The sequence below is a fragment of the Bacillus cereus group sp. MYBK79-1 genome (assembly GCF_051915365.1).
Lineage (GTDB): Bacteria > Bacillota > Bacilli > Bacillales > Bacillaceae_G > Bacillus_A.
The window spans coordinates 1-21,315 of sequence record NZ_JBQAEO010000027.1 but is presented as its reverse complement, the minus strand read 5'-3'; the positions used below and the strand labels follow the sequence as shown (position 1 = coordinate 21,315).

The following is a 21,315-nucleotide window of genomic DNA, read 5'->3' as shown; positions in this document are numbered from 1 at the left end:
TTGTCCTTTTTGAACGTTTTGTTTCAACTTTTCGTCTAAAGAGACAAAAAGTTGTCACAATTCAGTCACAATTAGCATAAACATAAAATAGACGAAATGAACTTATTTCCAAAAAGGCTTGATTCATTCCATTCATGATTCGCAGAGCTGAAAAAGCATGGATTAAAAGTTCACTATATTCTCAAGGAGGTAGATCGTATGAAAACTATTCTTGCTATCGCTGGGCTTATCTGGGTTTTATCACATGGCATTCCAATTTATGAAGGAGAACAAATTCGCAGTGCTCTAAATAAAAATTTTAATGAATATCACGTTATTGATCGGCAAGATAATGTTGTGACAGTTCGTGTAAATGACTGTTTTCATACGGTAACCGTTGAAGGAACTTCTGTAGTGAATGATACAAAAGTATGTGATCAGCAATAATTATATATAGGAAGAAAAAAGTCTCAATTTATACGTGTATAAATTGAGGCTTTTATATTTATGGATGAATAATAAGTGGGGATAGATAATCTACGTTTATTATTCTTTTTTGAAAAAAGGAAAGGGTATCATGGTAATTGAGACTGAGAAGCTAATAAGTTGTTAAGAATAAGCATAGAGCTTAAATATACTCATATGGGGTATCATACGTAGATATTTAATGCTATAATTGGTATACTCGTAAAAGCAATTGTTTTATTGGATGAAGAGAAACTTTAAGAAGGTGATAATATGGATCATAAAGAGCATGAAGCAGTAACACATAGATCAGAAAAAGAAAAAGAACAAATTATAAATAGATTAAAGAGAATTGAAGGGCAAGTCCGCGGTATTCAAAATATGATTGAAAATGATCGTTATTGCGTGGATATTTTAGTGCAAATTTCAGCGATTAATGCAGCGATGAAAAAAGTAGGAATGGGTGTATTAAAAAACCATACAAGTCATTGTGTTTCAGGTGCTATTAAAGATGGCAATGGTGACGAAGCAATTGAAGAATTAATGACAGTATTTGAACGTTTTTCGAAAGCGTAAAAACAAGCTAGTATGTCACTGGCTTGTTTTTTTGTTTACCTTTATATAGGATTTCGGGGTATTGGTGTGAAAAAGTGTATGTAAAATAAACTTTTAGAAAATAATTGAAAAATCACGATACAAAACCATTGATTACCTTAGGGGGGTATGGTAAGATGTAATTGTGATTAACAAACAATGAAGAAACAAGAGGAGGATTTTAAATGGAACAGTTAACATTACAAGTTGAAGGTATGTCTTGTGGACATTGTGTAAATTCTATTGAAAGCAGTGTGAAAGAACTAAACGGTGTTGAGCAAGTGAAAGTTCAATTAGCAGAAGGTACTGTTGAAGTTACTATCGACTCATCAGTTGTAACGTTAAAAGATATCGTTGCTGTAATTGAAGATCAAGGGTACGATGTTCAATAATTATTTTTAGATATGGAAATAAATCGTACTTTGTAGGAAGTACGATTTATTTTGTTAATAATTATACCTTATGAGGGTATATAGAGGTGAGAGACATGAATGAACAGAAAGAGGCCAATCTTCAAATATCAGGAATGACATGTGCGGCATGTGCAAATAGAATTGAAAAAGGTCTAAAAAAAGTAGAAGGTGTTCATGATGCAAATGTAAATTTTGCACTTGAAAAAACAAAAATAATGTATGATCCCCAAAAAACAAATCCGCAACAATTTAAGGAAAAAGTTGAATCGTTAGGATATGGAATTGTAAGTGATAAAGCTGAATTTACCGTTTCAGGGATGACATGCGCAGCATGTGCGAATAAAATAGAAAAACGTTTAAATAAGTTAGAAGGTGTGAACGGAGCGACAGTAAATTTCGCTTTGGAATCAGCTACAGTAGATTTTAATCCTGATGAAATTAATGTAAATGAAATGAAGAGTGCAATTACGAAATTAGGATATAAATTAGAAGTGAAATCAGATGAGCAAGATGGATCAACTGATCATCGCTTACAAGAAATTGAGCGACAAAAGAAGAAATTTATCATTTCGTTTATTTTATCATTCCCGTTACTTTGGGCAATGGTAAGTCATTTCTCATTTACATCATTTATTTATTTACCTGATATGCTTATGAACCCTTGGGTGCAGCTAGCTCTTGCAACTCCAGTTCAGTTTATCATTGGTGGGCAGTTTTATGTTGGGGCTTATAAAGCGTTACGAAATAAAAGCGCCAATATGGATGTTCTCGTGGCACTTGGAACGTCTGCAGCGTATTTTTACAGTGTGTATTTAAGTATTAGGTCGATTGGTTCTTCGGAACATATGACAGACTTGTATTTTGAAACGAGTGCAGTGCTTATTACATTAATTATTTTAGGTAAATTATTTGAGGCGAAAGCAAAGGGACGCTCGTCAGAAGCAATTAAAAAATTAATGGGATTACAGGCGAAAACCGCTACTGTTGTACGAGATGGAACAGAAATAAAAATTTTAATCGAAGAAGTGGTAGCTGGTGATATCGTTTATGTAAAACCTGGCGAGAAAATTCCGGTAGATGGGGAAATTGTAGAAGGAAAGTCAGCAATAGATGAATCGATGTTAACAGGTGAAAGTATTCCAGTTGATAAAACAATTGGGGATCTAGTAATCGGTTCTACAATAAATAAAAATGGGTTTTTAAAAGTTAAAGCGACTAAGGTAGGAAGAGATACTGCATTAGCTCAAATTATTAAAGTAGTAGAAGAGGCCCAAGGTTCAAAAGCTCCTATTCAAAGGGTAGCAGATCAAATTTCAGGTATTTTCGTACCGATTGTAGTTGTGATTGCTATTATCACATTTGCAGTGTGGATGCTATTTGTTACACCTGGTGATTTTGGCGGAGCACTTGAGAAAATGATCGCTGTACTTGTTATCGCTTGTCCATGTGCATTAGGCCTTGCAACGCCTACATCTATTATGGCTGGATCAGGAAGATCGGCTGAGTATGGCATTTTATTTAAAGGTGGAGAGCATTTAGAAGCAACACACCGATTAGATACAGTTATTTTAGATAAAACAGGTACTGTGACAAACGGGAAGCCTGTGTTAACAGATGTAATTGTAGCAGATGGATTCCGTGAAGAAGAAATACTACGTTTAGTAGGTGCGGCAGAAAAAAATTCAGAACACCCACTTGCAGAAGCAATTGTAGAAGGAATTAAAGAAAAGAAAATTGATATCTCAAGTTCAGAAACGTTTGAAGCGATTCCGGGATTCGGTATCGAATCAGTTGTAGAAGGGAAACAATTATTAATTGGTACACGTCGATTAATGAAGAAATTCAATATTGGTATTGAAGAAGTTTCTAAATCGATGGAAGAGCTAGAACGAGAAGGAAAAACAGCAATGCTTATTGCGATTAATAAAGAATATGCTGGTATAGTGGCCGTTGCAGATACTGTAAAAGATACTTCAAAAGCAGCTATCGCAAGACTTAAGAAAATGGGTCTAGACGTTGTTATGATTACAGGAGATAATACACAAACTGCTCAGGCAATCGCTAAGCAAGTTGGTATTGATCACGTAATTGCAGAAGTATTACCAGAAGGAAAAGCAGAAGAAGTGAAAAAACTGCAAGCGCAAGGTAAGAAAGTAGCGATGGTTGGAGATGGAATAAATGATGCTCCAGCACTTGCTACGGCGGATATCGGTATGGCAATTGGAACAGGAACGGATGTAGCGATGGAAGCGGCAGATATTACGTTAATCCGTGGTGATTTAAATAGTATTGCTGATGCAATCTTTATGAGCAAGATGACGATAAGAAACATTAAGCAAAATTTATTCTGGGCACTAGCTTATAACGGCTTAGGAATCCCAATTGCAGCATTCGGTTTCTTAGCACCTTGGGTTGCTGGAGCCGCGATGGCATTTAGTTCTGTATCCGTTGTATTAAATGCATTACGACTGCAAAGAGTGAAATTAAAAAAATAAAAATCTATAGAGAATTGCATATGCTTTTAAACAAAAAACAATACTTTGAAATAAGTATTGTTTTTTGTTTATATAGAAAGAAAAAAGATATAATAAAGCAGAAATATTGAATACTAGATGGTAGAAAAGTTAAATGATAGTTTAGTAAGGAGGTTCATATATGTTAAAAGATACGATTGTTAGAACATTCTATAAAGAGGATTTAGAACAAGTATTACAGTTGTTCTATGAAACAGTTCATACAATTAATGCAAAAGATTATAACGTGTTACAGCTACAGGCATGGGCACCAGATCGACTAGAGAGAGAAAACTGGTTACAGTCTTTAGAGAAGAATATTAGTTATGTAGCGGATTATAACGGTATGATAGTGGGGTTTGGTGATTATAATGATGAGCATTACATAGATCGCTTATTTACACATAAAGATTATCAAGGAAAAGGGATAGCTTCCTACATACTACAGAAGTTAGAAAAAGAAGCAGTAAGCTTAGGGCATAGGGAGATATATACAGAGGCGAGTATTACAGCAAAAACTTTCTTTGAAAGTAACGGTTTTATTTGCATAAAGGAACAAAAGAAACAGCATAATGGTCAAATTTTTATTAATTATGTAATGAAAAAATAGCCCTCTCATAAATGAGAAGGCTATTTTTTCATTATTTTACAGCTTCTTTTAGTTCTTTACCAGCTTTGAAAGCAGGTACTTTAGAAGCTGCGATTTGCATTTCTTCACCAGTTTGTGGGTTACGGCCTGTACGAGCAGCTCTTTCGCGAACTTCGAATGTACCGAATCCGATAAGTTGTACTTTTTCACCAGCAGCTAAAGTGTTAGTGATTGATTCTACTACAGTTTGTAAAACTACAGTAGCTTCTTTTTGAGAAATCTCAGCATTTTGTGCTACGTTTTTGATTAATTCTGTTTTGTTCATGTTTTTCACCTCATATGTAAATAATGCTATTTAAGTTGTTATTATAACGTATAAAACATTCGAGAACAAGTGTACGCACATATATTCGTAAAAAAAATGAAATTTGTAATATTTTTTTAGATACACTGTATAGAAGGTTCATTTAAGCGGATACAGATTTTTTCTTTAACTCGGTGTGCTCTTTATTGGAAGGTAGTTTCTTATTATAAGATATGAAATAAGGTAACGCTACAAATAACATACCGCCTACTAAGTTTCCGAAGAAAACAAAAATGAAGTTTGGAAAATATTCAATCCAAGTTAACTGCTCGGCAAAAATTGCAGCTGGGATAACAAACATATTGGCTACAACGTGTTGAAATCCAATCGCAACAAAAGTCATAACTGGGAACCAGATGCCGATAATCTTTCCGATAAATTCTTTACTTCCCATACTGAGCCAAACAGCTAAACAAACGAGCCAATTACATCCGATTGCAGAAATGAAGGCTTGTAGTGGTGTATTTTGTAGTTTAGCTTGCGCAATAGAAACTGTTTTCGCTAAAAAAGCGCCCTCTGTTAATCCGACGATATGACCGAAAAAATAAGCTACGAATACAGCACCTATGAAGTTGCTAAACGTAACAATAATTAAATTTCGTATGAAATGAAATAAAGTAATTTTCTTTTGAAGCCAAGCCATAGAAACTGTCATCATATTGCCAGTTACTAACTCACCGCCTGCAAGAATAACGAGTATAAGACCGATAGGGAATACAGCAGCGCCTAGAAAACTAGTAAATGATCCCCAAGATTTTGGCATTGTTCCGATAACATGGATATCGAGTAAATACCCTAATGCTATGAAAGCACCACCAAAAAAACCGAGAATTAGCATAGGGAGTAATGATAGATGAGCTTTTTTTCTTCCGGAATTCGCAGCAAGTTCCGTAATTTCTTCTGGTGTAAATACAGACATGAATAATCTCTCCTCAATAAAATGATAGAATGAATAGAAGGAACATTTTTAAAAATCTATGTATTATAAAAATATGTTATGACTTCTGCATAAGTTTGTCAAAGTGAATGAGGGGAGAATTGGATATAACTAACATTGTTCATGTTGTCACATTAATGTAACAATAAGGCTGTAAAGTACTTCTAGAGGTGAGAACATGAATACGCATCATGTAAAAAAAGAACAAAAAAAATCAATCATAAAAATATTTATAATCAGTTTTATAAGTATAGTAATGATTTCAGTAAGTTTGTATTTCTATGCGACAGAAATAGAACGAAAACTAGTAACAGTTACGTGGAATGAAATAGAAGCATCTACAATTCCTAAAGAGTTTAATAATAAAAAGATATTGCAATTCTCAGATGTGCATTTAGGGCCAGAATTTACACTGAAACAACTAGAAAATTTGGTGGAGAAGATGAATACGTTACATCCAGATGTAGTAGTTTTTACAGGGGATTTAATAGATAAGTTTGGATCGTATAAGGCGGAAAGAGAAGAAGCGAAAAGTATTTTACAGAAAATACATGCGCCATTAGGGAAATATGCAGTGTTTGGGAATCATGATAGGGGCGGTGGAGGTAGTTTATTTTATAAAAAGTATATGGAGGAAGCTGGTTTCTCTGTGTTAGTAAATGAAGTGCAAAAAATTAAAGTGGAAAACGGTAAGTATATTACAATATCAGGTTTGGATGATTTTTTATTAGGGAAGCCACAAATAGATGCGACTTTAAAACATGTAAGGCAACAAGATTTCAATATGCTATTAGTACATGAGCCGGATGTTGTAGATAAAGTAGCTCGTTACCCAGTTGATTTTCAAATGTCAGGCCATAGTCACGGAGGACAAGTTCAAATTCCTTTTATAGGTCCATTAATTACTACAAAACTAGCTGAGAGCTATGTGGAAGGTATGTATGAATTAGAAGGGAAGAATAAGCCGTTACATTTATACGTAAATCGTGGTATTGGGACAACCCGAATGCCTGTTAGATTTTGGAGTGTACCTGAACTTTCAGTATTTGTATTGAAGCAAAATAGTAACTAGACTATCTTAGAGTAGTAGAAGGGCTTTCAAAGAAAGTGCTCTTTTTTATTGATTAAACACAGAATATTATGTAACTTTTAATTAAAGTGTTAAACAAAGAAAGGGGCATTTCTATGATAGAAACATGGCATAAAGAATTGGAAAGTTTATATAACCAAATGGTTTTGTGGCGAAGAGATTTTCATCAATACCCAGAGCTATCGTTTCAAGAAATAGAAACACCGAAAAAAATAGCTGAAATCTTAAAAAGCTTTCATATTAATGTGACAACAGATGTTGGCGGAAGAGGGATAATCGGCGTAATTGAAGGTGGAAAACCTGGGAAGACGATAGCGCTACGTGCTGATTTTGATGCACTACCTATTCAAGATGAAAAGCAAGTTTCATATAAATCAAAGGTTCCCGGCGTAATGCACGCTTGTGGCCATGATGGACATACAGCAACACTTTTAGGCGTTGCCAAAATATTAAGTGACCATAGAAACCAGCTTTCTGGCAAAATAGTTCTTATTCATCAACATGCAGAAGAGAAAGACCCTGGCGGAGCAATTGCTATGATTGAGGATGGTTGTTTAGAAGGTGTAGATGTTGTGTTTGGAACACATCTATCTTCTCAAATGCCTATAGGAATGGTTGGAGCGAAAGCTGGAGCAATGATGGCGGCAGCTGATACATTTGAAGTGAAGATTCAAGGGCGAGGCGGTCACGGTGGTATGCCGCATCATACTGTTGATGCTATTATCGTTGCAACACAAGTAATTAATCAGTTACAACTTTTAGTGAGTCGGAAAATAGATCCGCTTCAATCTGCGGTATTAACAGTTGGTACATTCCATGCTGGTCAGGCGGATAATATTATTGCGGATACTGCTACGTTTACAGGGACCATTCGAACGTTAGATCCTGAAGTGAGAGAATATATGGAGAAGGAATTTAGCCGAGTTGTTGAGGGGATTTGTCAGTCTCTTCATGCTAAAGTTACTATTCAATATAAACGAGGTTATCCAATATTAATAAATTATGTAGAGGAAACGCGTCATTTTATGACGGTTGCGGAACACGATCTTGGCAAAGAAAGGGTGATGGAGGTGCCTCCTATTATGGGTGGAGAAGATTTTGCATACTACTTAGAGCGTGTTCCAGGAGCATTTTTCTTCACAGGTGCGGGTAATGAAGAAATAGGAGCAACATATCCACATCATCATCCTCAATTTGATTTTGATGAACGAGCGATGTTAATTGGTGGTAAATTACTTTTAAGTATTGTAAATAGTTATGTAAGAGATGGAAAAGAATCTTTTCATCATGTAGAAGTGAAAAAGTAATTTATATAAATAAAAACCAACAATAGGTCATATAACCTATTGTTGGTTTTTATTATTTTTGCAAGGGAATCGCATCAAAATATGTTCTATAGTTATTAGAGAATTCAAAGTTGTTTTTTGCATCCCAATTAATAGACCAAGACATTAGGCCGCGGAATGCAGGGTAGCCACTCTGATTTGAAAGCTTATACTTTCCTCCAAAAGGAATTCCTTTAATGATATAATCTAAAGCTTTTTTCATTTCAGTTGGCGAAATATATCCGCCACTTGGAGCGGCCGCTGGTGCTGCAGGAATTCCAATCATGACTTGATCCGAACGAAGAGCTGGGAAAATATTATTTGCATTACCACCTACAGGAAAACCATGCAAGAGCATATCTGCCATAGCGACCTCGTAATCTGCAGTACCTTGATTGTAGTTATTACCGTCCATTCCAATCCCGCTACCAGCGTTGTAATGTTGAACGTGAATGTATGTTAGTTTGTCTTTCACTCCGTAAATAATTGGTAAATATGCACCCCAGATGCTTCCGTATGCACTATAACCACCTTGAACATAAGCTGTTTCAGGAGCCATGCTTAATAGAAAATTTGGACCATAATGATCTGAGATTGTCCGAATAGCTGAAATAAGATTTACGATTTGAGGAGTCGTTGGGTTTTTGAAATTAGTGTCATTTCCGTTTAAGTAAATGCCTGATTCAAGGTCAATATCTATTCCATCAAAACCGTATTTATCGATTAGAGATTGTATGGAATTAATAAAACGTTGCTTAGCGGTATTATCAGGAAGTAAAACGACGCCATTTTGTCCACCTATTGAAAGAACTATTTTTTTTCCTTTACTTTTTAAGTAAGCAATATCTGATTTGAATTCTGCATCTGTACCATACACAGGAGAAAATTCAACAGTGGAACGATCGCCACCAGTTTCACCGAAAGATACGTTGATTACATCCCATTTTGGTGAAACGTCTTTTAATTTAATAATGCCAGTACCGTTATCGAAGTTATGCCAGTATCCAACGAGTAGTTTTGATCCTAAATTGTTTGCTGCTTGTGCTTGAAAGGGGGCCAGTGGTAGCAGTAAGAAAATTACTAAAGCACAACAAATGAATTTAAACTTGTTTAACATATCAACACTCCTATACAAAAAGTTGTCTAGATGTATAATCTTGTTTATTTAATGATATCTGAAAATTCACTCTTTTGTAAGGTGACTATAATTTTCTCAACAATTGTATAGGGGAAATTATTAAACCTAATGAAATAATTTCTGAAGGAGGTCGAATTACGATTGTTGAATTCAGAATATTTTGATATATTTTAAAGTATAAGAAAAGATTTTTCGCATAATACTCTTACTGCCCGTTAATGCGGGGTAAATTTCAAAATTAAGTTTGGAAGGGGATGTACAAGAGTTGGATAAAAATCTTAAGAAAGACCTCAAAATACGCCACATTACAATGATCTCAATTGGCGGGGTAATAGGAGCTGGTTTGTTTGTTGGAAGTGGTGCGGTTGTGCATTCAGCAGGTCCAGGTTCTATCGTTTCATATGCATTAGCAGGACTTCTAGTTATTTTCGTTATGAGAATGCTAGGAGAAATGGCAGCTATTAATCCGACAAGTGGTTCATTTGCAACATATGCAAGAGAAGCAATTGGTCCATGGGCGGGGTATACAATTGGGTGGCTATATTGGTTTTTCTGGGTAATTGTTATTGCAATAGAAGCTACAGCAGGTGCTGGTATTATTCAATACTGGATTCCAGAAATCCCACTCTGGTTATTAAGCTTAATATTAACGATTTTATTAACGTTGACGAATGTTTTCTCGGTGAAATCATTTGGAGAATTTGAATATTGGTTTTCATTTATTAAAGTAATAAGTATTGTTTTGTTCCTTTGTCTTGGACTAGCTGTTATTTTAGGATTTGTACCAGGAACGGAAGCACCTGGCACTTCGAATTTAGTAGGGCAAGGAGGATTTATGCCCAATGGTATAAGTTCGGTGCTACTTGGAATCACCGTCGTTATATTTTCATTTATGGGATCTGAGATTGTTGCAGTGGCCGCTGGAGAGTCTGCCGAACCTGTAAAAGCAGTAAAAACAGCAACAAATAGTGTAATTTGGCGTATTCTCGTATTTTTCATTGGATCGATCGCTGTAGTTGTTACACTTCTTCCGTGGAATTCGGCGAACATACTAAAAAGCCCGTTTGTGGCGGTATTGGAACATATAGGGATACCAGCGGCAGCGCAAATTATGAATTTTATCGTTTTAACAGCTGTACTTTCTTGTTTAAATTCGGGTTTATATACGAACTCAAGAATGCTTTTTTCAATGGCAGAAAGAGGAGATGCACCAAAGGCATTTTTAAAATTGAATAGTAGTGGTGTTCCGGTTCGGGCGGTTTTATTTGGAACTTTCTTTGCTTACATTGGAGTTGTTTTTAGTTACATATCTCCAGATAAAGTATTTTTATTTTTAGTGAATGCATCTGGCGGGATTGCGTTACTCGTTTATCTCGTTATAGCAGTTTCACATTTCAAGATACGTAAAAAAATGGGGAAAGTAGAACAACAAAATTTGAAAGTGAAAATGTGGCTTTTTCCATATGTAACATATGTTACAATTGCTGCGATTATAGCAGTTTTAGTTGCAATGCTCGCAATTGAATCTTTACGTTCACAGGCACTATTAACGATGCTTGTTACTGTTCTTATAATAATTTCTTATTTTATTTTCAATAGAAATAAAAATAGTACAGTGTTGACTCCTAAAAGTAAAAATGAGGAATCTGTTCGATTCTAATTTCTTGTTTTAGAATAGAGTTACACCCAATCATTGCTATAAAAGAATCATATATAATCATAGAAACAAGTAATTACTATTGTCATAGTGAATATAAACTTTTTTCTTGACTTTTTATATGAAGGCGAGCAAAATGGTAAAAAAGGAAGGGGGGATGACGATGGAAGAGTACGTATTAGAGCTGTATAACTTGTTATATACGACAGAATGGCAAGATATTGTTTCGTTTCTAGGAATAATGTTTTGTATGAAAATTGTAATTGTGTATATGGAAGAGCAAGGTATGTTCTATTCCTTCTCATCTCCGTTCGATGTGCAACGCGAGCCGTTGCTGAACTATGCCAAGGTAAATTACGAACAATTTCCTTTTGTGATTTTCTTTATGATTCGATTTATAACAGCAATTGTAAAGAAAAAGGAAAGTGACGATGAAGAGTACCACTCAACTTGTAATATAGCGTCTGCTTTATAGGCTAAATACAAGGAGGAGATTTATATGTGGTTTCGATTTCTTATGATTGGTTTCTTTTCATTAACAGCAATTTCTTTAATGGGATATCAAGTGTCTGAAATTTATCAAGCATATAGCAATACGTTTTTTAACAAAAACTAATTACATTGCTATTTAAATAATAAAGCGATAAAATCCTTCTTAAGAAGTTTTATTAAGAAGGATTTTTTTCTTTACTCTGTCTTACTGTGTCAAACTATTGTCACATTTACACTGTGAATAATATGTTAAAATAGTGAGGTTACGTATACATATTTGAAGGAAGAGGAGTGACCATTTTGGTGGATCAATCAACTAATCAGAAAAGCTATGCTCCTATTGTGATAACGCTTTCTGTAATTGTAAATGCGATTATTTTATTTTTGTTCTTTGGACCTGTTGGCTATGAAGGAGAAGTACATTTTGATGTAACAATTTTACCAATGTTAAATGCAATTTTTAATAGCTTTACATTCGTATTCTTATTAGCAGCTTTATATTCTATTATTAAGAAGAATGTGAAAATGCACCGTAGTTTCATCCTAGCCGCATTTACAACGACGTTGCTATTTTGTGTTTCTTATTTATCGTATCATTACTTGGCGCCAGCAACACATTTTGGCGGAGAAGGATTCATTAAATATGTGTACTTCATTATTTTAATTACACATATTATCCTGGCAGCAATTATTGTGCCGCTTGCATTGTTTGCACTTGTATTTGGTTTTACAAATCAATTAACACGTCATCGTAAAATTGTACGTTGGACGATGCCAATTTGGTTATATGTAAGTTTATCTGGTGTTATAGTTTACTTAATGATCTCACCTTATTATCAATAAAAAATCTCAGCCTGTAGGCTGGGATTTTTTTGTTAGGCAAATATTTTTGTGAAATGAAAAAAATATGGTATACAAAAGTATAGTTGCTTTTCATATAGAAGGGATGGTAAAGGGATATGCAAAATTTTGTATTTCGTAATCCAACGAAACTTATTTTCGGTAAAGGTCAATTAGAACAGTTAAAAACTGAAATTCCACAGTTCGGTAAAAAGGTTCTTCTCGTATACGGGGGAGGCAGTATTAAAAGAAACGGTATTTATGATAATGTAATTTCTATTTTAAAAGATATAAATGCAGAAATATTTGAATTGACAGGTGTTGAACCAAATCCGCGTGTATCAACTGTAAAGAAAGGGATTCAAATTTGTAAAGAGAATAGTGTTGAATTTATTTTAGCAGTTGGTGGAGGAAGTGTAATTGACTGTACGAAGGCGATTGCTGCTGGTAGTAAGTATGATGGAGATGTGTGGGATATTGTAACGAAAAAAGCATTTGCTAGTGAGGCATTACCATTTGGTACGGTACTTACGCTTGCGGCAACAGGATCTGAAATGAATGCTGGTTCTGTTATTACAAACTGGGAAACGAATGAAAAATATGGATGGGGTAGCCCGGTTACTTTCCCTCAGTTTTCAATTTTAGATCCAGTTCATACTGCGTCTGTACCGAGGGATCAAACAATTTACGGTATGGTAGATGTTATGTCGCATGTATTAGAGCAATATTTCCACCATGGAACAAATACAGAACTACAAGATCGTTATTGTGAATCTGTTTTAAAAACAGTAATTGAAACAGCTCCTAAGCTTTTAAGTGATTTAGAAAATTATGAGCATAGAGAAACCATTTTATATTGCGGTACTATGGCGTTAAACGGTATTTTAGCGATGGGAGTAAAAGGAGACTGGGCAACTCACAATATTGAGCACGCGGTTTCTGCGGTTCATGATATACCACACGGAGGCGGTTTAGCAATTTTATTCCCGAACTGGATGAAGCATGTTGTAGATGAAAATGTAAGTCGTTTTAAACAGTTTGCTATTCGCGTATTCGATGTAGAAACAGATGGGAAGACTGATCGAGAAATTGCGTTAGAAGGAATTGAGGCGTTACGTCAATTTTGGACTTCAATTGAGGCGCCGGTAACGTTAGCTGATTACGCTATTGGAGAAAATGAAATTGATTTAATGGCGGATAAAGCGATGGCTTATGGTGAATTTGGTAACTTTAAAAAATTAAATAAAGACGATGTTTTAAGCATATATAAAGCTTCTTTATAAGTGAATCGAGTAAAGAAACCCATTTGATTGTTATATCAAATGGGTTTCTTTTTTGCTGTTTATAACTGTTTGTGATTGTTTTTGGTTATTTGTGAATGTTTTTGGTTGATTTTTGTGATCGTTTTCATTATACTGTAATCAAAGAAGAGGTGAATGAAATGTTAACTCCTGAACGACATCAAATGATATTGCAACTTGTAAAAGAGCAGAAGGTTGTTAAATTACAACAATTAGTGGAAAGTACAGAAAGCTCTGAATCAACAATTCGTCGTGATTTAGCGCAATTGGAAAAACAAAGGTTACTAAAAAGAGTTCACGGTGGTGCAGCTGTTTTAACGGGAAAAGGCCAGGAGCCGACGATGGTTGAAAAATCATCCAAAAACATTCAAATAAAACAACAAATTGCGAAGTATGCCGCTAGCATTGTTGAACAAGGTGATTGTATTTATTTAGATGCAGGAAGTACGACATTTGAAATGATTCCATTTTTAATAAATAAAGATGTTACTGTCGTTACGAATGGACTTATGCATATTGAAGCTTTAGTTGAAAATAATATTCGTGCATATTTACTAGGCGGGATGATGAAGAGTAGGACGAAAGCTTTAATTGGTGCTATGGCACAGGAAAGTATGCAAAAGTATCGTTTTGATAAATGTTTTTTAGGCGCGAATGGTGTGCACGAACAGCTTGGTTTTACAACTCCAGATCCAGAAGAGGCACTTTTAAAACAAATGGCACTAACATTAGCGAACGAAGGATATTTCTTAATTGATGAAAGTAAGTTTTCGGAAGTTGCATTTGCGAAAATTGCCAATGTTGAAGAGGCAAATATTATTACAAACCATTTAGAAATTGATTTAGAAAAATATAAAAGACAAACCAATGTAATTGAGGCTGATAAACAATGATCTATACAGTTACTTTAAATCCATCTATTGATTATGTAGTACAAGTGAATTCTTTTGATTTAGGCGCAGTAAATCGAGCAGAGAAAGATATGAAGTTTCCTGGTGGAAAAGGGATTAATGTTTCTCGCGTTCTCCATCGTTTAGGTGTTGAAAATATAGCGCTTGGATTTACTGGTGGATTTACTGGTCAATTTATTAAAGATGTATTACAGACGGAAGGTGTAACAACAAATTTCGTCCAAGTAGATGGTGAGTCCCGAATTAATGTGAAAATAAAAGGGCGAGAAGAAACAGAATTAAATGGGCAAGGACCTAGTGTGACAAATGAACAATATGAACAATTAATGAAACAAATTGAAAGTATGAGGCAGGGAGATTGTGTTGTACTAGCTGGAAGTGTACCGGCGTCTATCTCAACTACTTTTTATGAATCCATCGCAGCACTTGGAGCTGAGAAAGGTATTCGCGTAGTAGTCGATGCAAGTGGAAGTGCGCTGCAGCATGTAATTAAAAATAAACCATTTTTAATAAAGCCTAATCATCATGAACTTGGTGATTTATTCGGAGTAGAGATTTCAACAGTAGAAGATATTTTACCGTATGGAAGAAAATTAGTTGAACAAGGTGTAGAGCATGTTATTGTATCAATGGCTGGAGATGGGGCTTTATTATTTACGGCAGAAGGTATATATGAAGCGACTGTTCCAAAAGGTATTGTAATTAATTCGGTTGGAGCCGGAGATTCTCTCGTTGCAGGATTTGTAGGTAAATATGAACAGACAAAAGATATTGAAAAGGCATTTCAATATGGCGTTGCAACAGGGAGTGCAACAGCATTTTCAGCTGATTTATGTGAAAAGGAAAAAGTAGAAGAATTATTGTCGCAAGTAATTGTAGCTAAGCGATAGGGGGAAGCAACATATGAAAATTACAGAACTATTAAAAAGGGATACAGTTATTATGAATTTGACAGCTTCAAATAAAGAAGCTGTCATAGATGAATTAGTTGAGAAATTAGACGGCGCAAATCGTTTAAATAGTAAAGCGGAATTTAAAGAAGCTATTTTAAAGCGGGAGTCACAAAGTACAACTGGAATTGGGGAAGGGATTGCGATACCTCATGCGAAAACAAAAGCTGTTAAGCAACCAGCGATTTGTTTTGGTAGAAGTGTAAGCGGTATCAACTATGAGTCGCTTGACGGACAACCAGCGCATTTATTCTTTATGATTGCTGCAAGCGAAGGGGCGAATAATGCTCATTTAGAAACGTTGTCTCGTCTTTCTACATTATTAATGGATGAAGGGTTTCGTAAGCAATTATTAGAAGCAAAGGATGAAGAGGAGCTTCTTCGTTTATTTGATGAAAAAGAGAATGAAAAAGAAGAGGATGAGATTGAAGTTGCAAAACCAGAAGGAAATGAACCGTACGTATTAGCAGTTACGGCTTGTCCAACTGGAATCGCTCACACGTATATGGCTGCGGATAGCTTGAAAGCGAAAGCAGCAGAGCTAGGGATAGCGATTAAAGTTGAAACGAATGGATCAACAGGTATAAAAAACGGTTTAACGAAAGAGGACATTGAACGAGCGACAGCTATTATCGTTGCGGCAGATAAACAAGTAGAAATGAACCGTTTTGCTGGAAAACATGTTATTCAAGTGCCAGTCGCTGATGGGATTAGAAAAACGGAAACGCTTCTTAATCGAGCTGTAAAACAAGATGCACCAATCTTTAAAGGTGTAAAAGAAGATGGGAAGACAGAAAGTACAGAGAAAGAAAAAGGATTAGGGATTTATAAGCATTTAATGAACGGCGTAAGTAATATGCTTCCATTCGTTGTTGGTGGCGGGATTTTAATAGCGCTAGCGTTTTGGATTGGTGGTATTAAGGCAGAAGGACCTTTAGCTGAGTTGTTAATGTCTATTGGAGGAGGAAAAACAGGGGCATTTTTATTCCTCGTACCAATTTTAGCTGGATTTATTGCGAGTTCTATTGCTGATCGTCCAGGATTTATGCCTGGTGTTGTCGGCGGATTTTTAGCGGCACATGCGAATGCTGGATTTTTAGGTGGATTAATTGCTGGTTTCTTAGCTGGATATGTTGTTTTAGGATTGAAAAGATTGTTTTCAGGATTACCAGCACAGTTAGAAGGAATTAAACCTGTATTGTTATATCCGGTCTTTGGAGTGTTGATTACAGGAGTTGTTATGCAAAAAGTAGTAATTCCGCCTGTAGTAGCATTGAATGAAATGTTAACAGGATGGTTAAATGGTTTGAACGGTACAAATGCTATATTATTAGGTCTTATTTTAGGTGGCATGATGGCAATTGATATGGGTGGTCCAATTAATAAAGCTGCATTTACATTTGGTATTGCTGCAATAGAAGCGCAGAACTTTGGGGTTCACTCAGCGGTTATGGCTGGTGGTATGGTACCGCCATTAGCGATTGCATTCGCAACTACTTTCTTTAAATCAAAATTTACTGAAGCAGAACGTAAATCTGGTTTAACAAATTATATTATGGGGGCATCGTTTATTACAGAAGGTGCGATTCCATTTGCAGCTGCAGATCCGGTTCGAGTAATAGTAAGTTGTGTTGTTGGTTCAAGTATTGCGGGTGCATTATCTATGTTATTCCAAATTACATTACCAGCACCGCATGGTGGATTGTTTGTTATCGCATTAGTAAATAAACCGGTGTTATATATTTTCTCGATATTCATAGGCACAGTTGTTTCTGCTCTTATGATGGGGATCTGGAAAAAGAAAGTTAAATAATGCATGTAAAGGGAGTAGCTTTTATTAGCTGCTCCCTTTTATTACAAAAAAGGGGTTAATAATTGGAGAATGATGAATTTTGGTAAAAGATGTAATGAAATATGATTTTTTTGTAACAAAACAGTAATACTGTAATTTTTTCTGGAAAAAAATTCTGGTGTTTGTATGTGGAAAATATATGAAAACTATTGAGGATTCTATTGGAAATGGGATTCGTTAATATGGAAATTTATGTTACAACTCATTAATCGCCTATTACGAATGGTTTGTAATTGTGTGATTTCTAAAAATCCTAAAAATCTGTTGCTATAATGAAAATACGAAAACAAAGCAAATGGAGGCTATTCATGAAAAAATTATTAGGTATAGCAACGGCAGCAGTTTTTGGTCTTGGGATTTTTGCAGGTTCTGCGAAAGCAGAAACGATTGTAACAACAGACGTATTAAATGTTAGAGAAAACCCAACTGTAGAGTCAAAGCTTGTAGGTAAAATGTTAAGTGGAAATAAATTAGATGTTATAAATACAGAAAACGGATGGACAAAAATTAAATTAAATGGTAAAGAAGCGTTTGTAAGTGCTGAATTTACAGAAAGTACATATTATGTAACCGCGGGCGTGTTAAATGTTCGTGCTGGAGCGAATACTGATTCTGAAATTCTTGGTAAACTAAATAAAGATGATGTAATTGAAACGACAAATCAAGTTCAAAATGAATGGTTGCAATTTGACTACAATGGAAAAACAGGATATGTTCACATGCCATTTTTAACAGGAACGGCACCTGTAATTGAAAAGAAAGAAGTTGTAACGCAAGAAGAAGCGCCAGTAAGAGTAAATACGCCGGTTAAGAATAATAAAGTGGTTAAGAACAAAGAATCTGTTAAGAATGTAGAATCAAATAAACCTGTGGTAAAACAGCAGTCAACTACGAAACAAGTTGCGAAATCTACTCAAACAAGTGCACCTGCTGGTGGACGTGAAATAACAGTAGAAGCGACAGCGTATACAGCGCATCCAAGTGAGAATGGTACGTATGGTGGTCGTGTATTAACTGCAATGGGGCATGATTTAACAGCGAATCCAAATATGAAAGTAATTGCTGTTGATCCTAAAGTAATTCCACTTGGGTCAAAAGTATGGGTGGAAGGATACGGAGAAGCGATTGCTGGAGATACTGGTGGTGCGATTAAAGGAAATCGTATTGATGTTCTAGTAGGTTCAGACGGTAGTGCTAATAGCTGGGGGCGCAAATCTGTAAAAGTGAAAGTTATAGAGTAGTGTATATGTATTAATATAAAAGGCGGTTGCTTGAAAGTGTGTAAGCGACCGCCTTTTATGAATTATTGAAAAGGATAAATCGTTTTACCTGTAATAATTTTATATGCACTGCAGAACTGATTTTGTATATACTCTGTATTTTGATTTTCTGGATGTAATGTAGTTTCTTGGAGAGTAGAATGAAAAGAACGTAGCAAACAATTTAAGGCGAAGTATAATTCTTCTTTTGAACAATTTTGTTCTTTTGTAGCAGTAGCTAAAATGAGGTCTTTTGTTAATGATGAAAAATTGATGAGAGATTGTTCCATAGTCAACTCATCCTCTCAAACATATTTTTACTCATGTATATGCGGAATTGGACAAACTATGTTCTTTTTTTGTTTATAATTTCATGTACCGGAATGAAAGAACTTGCAATCATGACGTTAAAATTGGTAAGATTGGATATAATCAATAGATGGAGTACATCACATAAAGAGAGTTGAATGATATGGGAGAAGTGCAACGTGAAAAAGTTGCTGTCATCATTGGACCAACTGCTGTTGGAAAGACGAAGTTAAGTATTGATCTTGCCAAAGCATTGAATGGTGAAATAATAAGTGGAGATTCCATGCAGATTTATCGTACGATGGATATTGGAACTGCAAAGGTAACAAAAGAAGAGATGGACGGAATTCCACATTATATGGTCGATATAAAAAATCCGGAAGAATCATTTTCTGTTGCAGAATTTCAAGAGCGTGTTCGTAAGCATATTCGAGAAATTACAGAACGTGGTAAATTGCCAATTATCGTTGGTGGAACGGGTCTGTATATACAATCTGTTTTATTCGATTATCAGTTTACGGATGATGCTGGTGATACTACATACCGAGAACAGATGGAAAAGTTAGCAGTAGAACATGGTGTGGAATATGTACATAAAAAATTACAAGAAGTAGACCCAGAAAGCGCTGAGCGTATTCATGCAAATAATGTCCGCCGTGTCATTAGAGCTTTAGAAATTTTTCACACGACGGGTGAAAAAATGAGTGATCAGCTTGAAAAACAAGAAAATGAGTTATTATACGATGTTTCCTTGATTGGCTTGACAATGGATCGAGAAATGCTATACGATCGCATTAACTTACGAGTTGATATAATGATGGAACAAGGTCTATTAGAAGAAGTAGAAGGATTGTATAATAGAGGGATAAGAGATTGTCAATCTATTCAAGCGATTGGGTATAAAGAGATATATGATTATTTTGAAGATCGTGTCTCTTTAGAAGAAGCGGTATCACAATTAAAGACAAATTCACGTCGGTATGCAAAACGTCAATTAACTTGGTTCCGTAATAAGATGGATGTCACATGGTTTGATGTTACAGACGGTGAAAAAACGTCAGAAATTTTACGATACATAGAAGGAAAGCTACAACTAAAGTCGAATAATAGTAAGTAGAGAAAAAGAGGAGGATTCGACATGAAGCAATCAATCAATATCCAAGATCAGTTTTTAAATCAACTCCGTAAAGAAAATACGTTTGTTACGCTGTACTTATTAAATGGTTTCCAGCTTCGTGGATTAATTAAAGGGTTTGATAATTTTACAGTCCTACTGGAAACAGAAGGTAAGCAACAGCTTATTTATAAACATGCAATTTCTACATTTGTACCACAAAAAAATGTTTCAATTGAATTAGAGTAGTAATGAATTATTGTACATAACAAAAAAGAGCGAAGTTTCTCGCTCTTTTTTTATTTGCCATAAACAATACATAATAAAATTTAAGCGATTCTAAATACAGTAAGTCGAATGTTAGTGTTGCCTGTTTCAGGAATTGTGATTTCGCTAAGGGTAGGTTTGACAGAAATGTTTGCGCCAGCAGTTAATGTTTCGATCGTAGTGAATGAAAGTGAGTCGCCTATTAGATTTGAAGAGAAGTTATCAGTTGCGACTGCTCCATTTATTGAAATTCCTACGCCGAGTGGTGCACATCCTGGTGCAGTTGTAGAGATCGATACGCTAATGACGTAAATACCTCCGTTGATAACAGTAACTGTATCTGTGCCATTGAAGATAATGTTGTTTACGTTAATTGCAGTATTAAAAATGAAGTTGTTAAATTGAAGTATTGTTTGCTGAATGTTGTTTGTAACAACAATTGTTGCTACAGGGAAGCTAGGTCCAGTAGGCCCGGTAGGTCCAGTAGGTCCACCAGAAGGTCCGGTAGGGCCAGTAACTCCTATACCAGTGGCACCGGTAGCGCCTGTTGGCCCTTGAACACCTTGAGGTCCAGTCGCGCCCGTGTTACCTTGAACACCTTGAGGTCCAGTCGCACCCGTGTTACCTTGAACGCCCTGAGGTCCAGTCGCGCCAGTAGCACCCGTGTTACCTTGAACACCCTGAGGTCCGGTAGCGCCGGTAGAACCAGTAGCGCCCGTGTTACCTTGAACACCCTGAGGTCCGGTAGCGCCGGTAGAACCAGTAGCACCCGTGTTACCTTGAACACCTTGAGGTCCGGTCGCGCCAGTAGCACCAGTATTACCTTGAGCACCCTGAGGTCCAGTAGCGCCGGTAGAACCAGTAGCACCTGTGTTACCTTGAACACCTTGAGGTCCAGTGGCACCAGTAGCACCTGTGTTACCTTGAACACCTTGAGGTCCAGTGGCACCAGTAGC

General features: G+C 35.8%; 22 protein-coding genes. 17 read left to right on the top strand and 5 right to left on the bottom strand.

Annotated elements, in window-relative coordinates:
• Window positions 1–198: 198 nt before the first annotated feature.
• The 5 genes from ACTFOB_RS25280 (at window position 199) to ACTFOB_RS25260 (ending at window position 4,574) form a co-directional block, all read left to right on the top strand.
• Window positions 199–426: a hypothetical protein gene (locus ACTFOB_RS25280; protein ID WP_000849106.1), complete on the top strand. Its 228-nt coding sequence runs from the start codon at window positions 199–201 to the stop codon at window positions 424–426.
• Window positions 427–717: 291 nt separating this feature from the next.
• Window positions 718–1,020, top strand: coding sequence for a metal-sensing transcriptional repressor (locus tag ACTFOB_RS25275; protein WP_000349636.1), 303 nt, complete (start codon window positions 718–720; stop codon window positions 1,018–1,020).
• A 203-nt stretch (window positions 1,021–1,223) separates the two neighbouring features.
• Window positions 1,224–1,430, top strand: coding sequence for a copper chaperone CopZ (gene copZ, locus ACTFOB_RS25270; protein WP_000436980.1), 207 nt, complete (start codon window positions 1,224–1,226; stop codon window positions 1,428–1,430).
• Between the two features lie 95 nt (window positions 1,431–1,525).
• Window positions 1,526–3,946: a heavy metal translocating P-type ATPase gene (locus ACTFOB_RS25265; RefSeq protein WP_440029807.1), complete on the top strand. Its 2,421-nt coding sequence runs from the start codon at window positions 1,526–1,528 to the stop codon at window positions 3,944–3,946.
• A gap of 160 nt (window positions 3,947–4,106) precedes the next feature.
• On the top strand, window positions 4,107–4,574 hold the full coding sequence (locus tag ACTFOB_RS25260) for a GNAT family N-acetyltransferase (protein WP_440029810.1): 468 nt from the start codon (window positions 4,107–4,109) through the stop codon (window positions 4,572–4,574).
• Between the two features lie 31 nt (window positions 4,575–4,605).
• On the opposite strand, the gene ACTFOB_RS25255 is transcribed toward ACTFOB_RS25260, so the two are convergent.
• Window positions 4,606–4,878 carry an HU family DNA-binding protein gene (locus tag ACTFOB_RS25255; RefSeq protein WP_001043902.1) on the bottom strand — a complete coding sequence of 91 codons (273 nt, stop codon included), beginning with the start codon at window positions 4,876–4,878 and terminating at the stop codon, window positions 4,606–4,608.
• 142 nt (window positions 4,879–5,020) lie between these two features.
• Window positions 5,021–5,836: a formate/nitrite transporter family protein gene (locus ACTFOB_RS25250; RefSeq protein WP_440029813.1), complete on the bottom strand. Its 816-nt coding sequence runs from the start codon at window positions 5,834–5,836 to the stop codon at window positions 5,021–5,023.
• Between the two features lie 196 nt (window positions 5,837–6,032).
• Between ACTFOB_RS25250 and ACTFOB_RS25245 the strand changes: the two genes are divergently transcribed.
• A complete protein-coding gene (locus ACTFOB_RS25245) occupies window positions 6,033–6,926 on the top strand; it encodes a metallophosphoesterase (RefSeq protein WP_440029815.1) in 894 nt (297 codons plus the stop codon).
• Between the two features lie 113 nt (window positions 6,927–7,039).
• Complete coding sequence (locus ACTFOB_RS25240) at window positions 7,040–8,251, top strand: amidohydrolase (protein ID WP_440029817.1); 1,212 nt, start codon at window positions 7,040–7,042, stop codon at window positions 8,249–8,251.
• Between the two features lie 52 nt (window positions 8,252–8,303).
• On the opposite strand, the gene ACTFOB_RS25235 is transcribed toward ACTFOB_RS25240, so the two are convergent.
• Entirely contained in the window at window positions 8,304–9,386 is a 1,083-nt protein-coding gene (locus tag ACTFOB_RS25235; RefSeq protein WP_440029820.1) for a chitinase, read from the bottom strand.
• 286 nt (window positions 9,387–9,672) lie between these two features.
• Here ACTFOB_RS25235 and gabP point away from each other — a divergent pair, with 286 nt between their 5' ends.
• The 8 genes from gabP to entD all read left to right on the top strand — a co-directional run bounded on the left by gabP (window position 9,673) and on the right by entD (window position 18,651).
• Entirely contained in the window at window positions 9,673–11,067 is a 1,395-nt protein-coding gene (gene gabP / locus ACTFOB_RS25230) for a GABA permease (RefSeq protein ID WP_440029822.1), read from the top strand.
• A 133-nt stretch (window positions 11,068–11,200) separates the two neighbouring features.
• Complete coding sequence (locus ACTFOB_RS25225) at window positions 11,201–11,539, top strand: hypothetical protein (RefSeq protein ID WP_440029824.1); 339 nt, start codon at window positions 11,201–11,203, stop codon at window positions 11,537–11,539.
• A gap of 317 nt (window positions 11,540–11,856) precedes the next feature.
• Complete coding sequence (locus ACTFOB_RS25220) at window positions 11,857–12,399, top strand: DUF420 domain-containing protein (protein WP_440029826.1); 543 nt, start codon at window positions 11,857–11,859, stop codon at window positions 12,397–12,399.
• Window positions 12,400–12,515: 116 nt separating this feature from the next.
• Window positions 12,516–13,679 carry an iron-containing alcohol dehydrogenase gene (locus ACTFOB_RS25215; RefSeq protein ID WP_440029828.1) on the top strand — a complete coding sequence of 388 codons (1,164 nt, stop codon included), beginning with the start codon at window positions 12,516–12,518 and terminating at the stop codon, window positions 13,677–13,679.
• Window positions 13,680–13,837: 158 nt separating this feature from the next.
• Complete coding sequence (locus tag ACTFOB_RS25210) at window positions 13,838–14,590, top strand: DeoR/GlpR family DNA-binding transcription regulator (protein ID WP_071757753.1); 753 nt, start codon at window positions 13,838–13,840, stop codon at window positions 14,588–14,590.
• A complete protein-coding gene (gene pfkB / locus ACTFOB_RS25205; protein ID WP_440029830.1) occupies window positions 14,587–15,498 on the top strand; it encodes a 1-phosphofructokinase in 912 nt (303 codons plus the stop codon). Before ACTFOB_RS25210 ends, pfkB begins: the two co-directional genes overlap by 4 nt.
• A 13-nt stretch (window positions 15,499–15,511) precedes the next feature.
• Window positions 15,512–17,371, top strand: a complete 1,860-nt coding sequence (locus ACTFOB_RS25200; protein ID WP_440029832.1) for a PTS fructose transporter subunit IIABC — start codon at window positions 15,512–15,514, stop codon at window positions 17,369–17,371.
• 347 nt (window positions 17,372–17,718) lie between these two features.
• Window positions 17,719–18,651, top strand: a complete 933-nt coding sequence (entD, locus tag ACTFOB_RS25195; protein WP_440029834.1) for a cell wall-binding protein EntD — start codon at window positions 17,719–17,721, stop codon at window positions 18,649–18,651.
• A 62-nt stretch (window positions 18,652–18,713) separates the two neighbouring features.
• Here entD and ACTFOB_RS25190 read toward each other — a convergent pair whose 3' ends face one another.
• Window positions 18,714–18,959: a hypothetical protein gene (locus ACTFOB_RS25190; protein WP_440029836.1), complete on the bottom strand. Its 246-nt coding sequence runs from the start codon at window positions 18,957–18,959 to the stop codon at window positions 18,714–18,716.
• A 182-nt stretch (window positions 18,960–19,141) separates the two neighbouring features.
• Between ACTFOB_RS25190 and miaA the strand changes: the two genes are divergently transcribed.
• Together miaA and hfq are read left to right on the top strand one after the other, a co-directional pair.
• Window positions 19,142–20,095, top strand: coding sequence for a tRNA (adenosine(37)-N6)-dimethylallyltransferase MiaA (miaA, locus tag ACTFOB_RS25185; RefSeq protein WP_440029838.1), 954 nt, complete (start codon window positions 19,142–19,144; stop codon window positions 20,093–20,095).
• 21 nt (window positions 20,096–20,116) lie between these two features.
• Window positions 20,117–20,341 carry an RNA chaperone Hfq gene (hfq, locus tag ACTFOB_RS25180; protein ID WP_000813896.1) on the top strand — a complete coding sequence of 75 codons (225 nt, stop codon included), beginning with the start codon at window positions 20,117–20,119 and terminating at the stop codon, window positions 20,339–20,341.
• Window positions 20,342–20,421: 80 nt separating this feature from the next.
• Here the strand turns inward: hfq and ACTFOB_RS25175 are convergent.
• The coding region (locus ACTFOB_RS25175; RefSeq protein ID WP_440029840.1) for a Gly-Xaa-Xaa repeat protein at window positions 20,422–21,315 on the bottom strand (894 nt) is incomplete at its 5' end.

Excerpts from the sequence above, each read along its gene's own strand:
- ACTFOB_RS25265 (WP_440029807.1), top strand. The coding sequence starts at position 1,526 with ATGAATGAACAGAAAGAGGCCAATCTTCAAATATCAGGAATGACATGT.
- entD (WP_440029834.1), top strand. The coding sequence starts at position 17,719 with ATGAAAAAATTATTAGGTATAGCAACGGCAGCAGTTTTTGGTCTTGGG.
- miaA (WP_440029838.1), top strand. The coding sequence starts at position 19,142 with ATGGGAGAAGTGCAACGTGAAAAAGTTGCTGTCATCATTGGACCAACT.
- ACTFOB_RS25215 (WP_440029828.1), top strand. The coding sequence starts at position 12,516 with ATGCAAAATTTTGTATTTCGTAATCCAACGAAACTTATTTTCGGTAAA.
- ACTFOB_RS25255 (WP_001043902.1), bottom strand. The coding sequence starts at position 4,878 with ATGAACAAAACAGAATTAATCAAAAACGTAGCACAAAATGCTGAGATT.
- ACTFOB_RS25225 (WP_440029824.1), top strand. The coding sequence starts at position 11,201 with ATGGTAAAAAAGGAAGGGGGGATGACGATGGAAGAGTACGTATTAGAG.
- ACTFOB_RS25240 (WP_440029817.1), top strand. The coding sequence starts at position 7,040 with ATGATAGAAACATGGCATAAAGAATTGGAAAGTTTATATAACCAAATG.
- ACTFOB_RS25200 (WP_440029832.1), top strand. The coding sequence starts at position 15,512 with ATGAAAATTACAGAACTATTAAAAAGGGATACAGTTATTATGAATTTG.
- copZ (WP_000436980.1), top strand. The coding sequence starts at position 1,224 with ATGGAACAGTTAACATTACAAGTTGAAGGTATGTCTTGTGGACATTGT.
- ACTFOB_RS25190 (WP_440029836.1), bottom strand. The coding sequence starts at position 18,959 with ATGGAACAATCTCTCATCAATTTTTCATCATTAACAAAAGACCTCATT.
- ACTFOB_RS25250 (WP_440029813.1), bottom strand. The coding sequence starts at position 5,836 with ATGTCTGTATTTACACCAGAAGAAATTACGGAACTTGCTGCGAATTCC.
- ACTFOB_RS25210 (WP_071757753.1), top strand. The coding sequence starts at position 13,838 with ATGTTAACTCCTGAACGACATCAAATGATATTGCAACTTGTAAAAGAG.
- pfkB (WP_440029830.1), top strand. The coding sequence starts at position 14,587 with ATGATCTATACAGTTACTTTAAATCCATCTATTGATTATGTAGTACAA.
- ACTFOB_RS25260 (WP_440029810.1), top strand. The coding sequence starts at position 4,107 with ATGTTAAAAGATACGATTGTTAGAACATTCTATAAAGAGGATTTAGAA.
- ACTFOB_RS25245 (WP_440029815.1), top strand. The coding sequence starts at position 6,033 with ATGAATACGCATCATGTAAAAAAAGAACAAAAAAAATCAATCATAAAA.
- hfq (WP_000813896.1), top strand. The coding sequence starts at position 20,117 with ATGAAGCAATCAATCAATATCCAAGATCAGTTTTTAAATCAACTCCGT.
- ACTFOB_RS25275 (WP_000349636.1), top strand. The coding sequence starts at position 718 with ATGGATCATAAAGAGCATGAAGCAGTAACACATAGATCAGAAAAAGAA.
- ACTFOB_RS25280 (WP_000849106.1), top strand. The coding sequence starts at position 199 with ATGAAAACTATTCTTGCTATCGCTGGGCTTATCTGGGTTTTATCACAT.
- ACTFOB_RS25235 (WP_440029820.1), bottom strand. The coding sequence starts at position 9,386 with ATGTTAAACAAGTTTAAATTCATTTGTTGTGCTTTAGTAATTTTCTTA.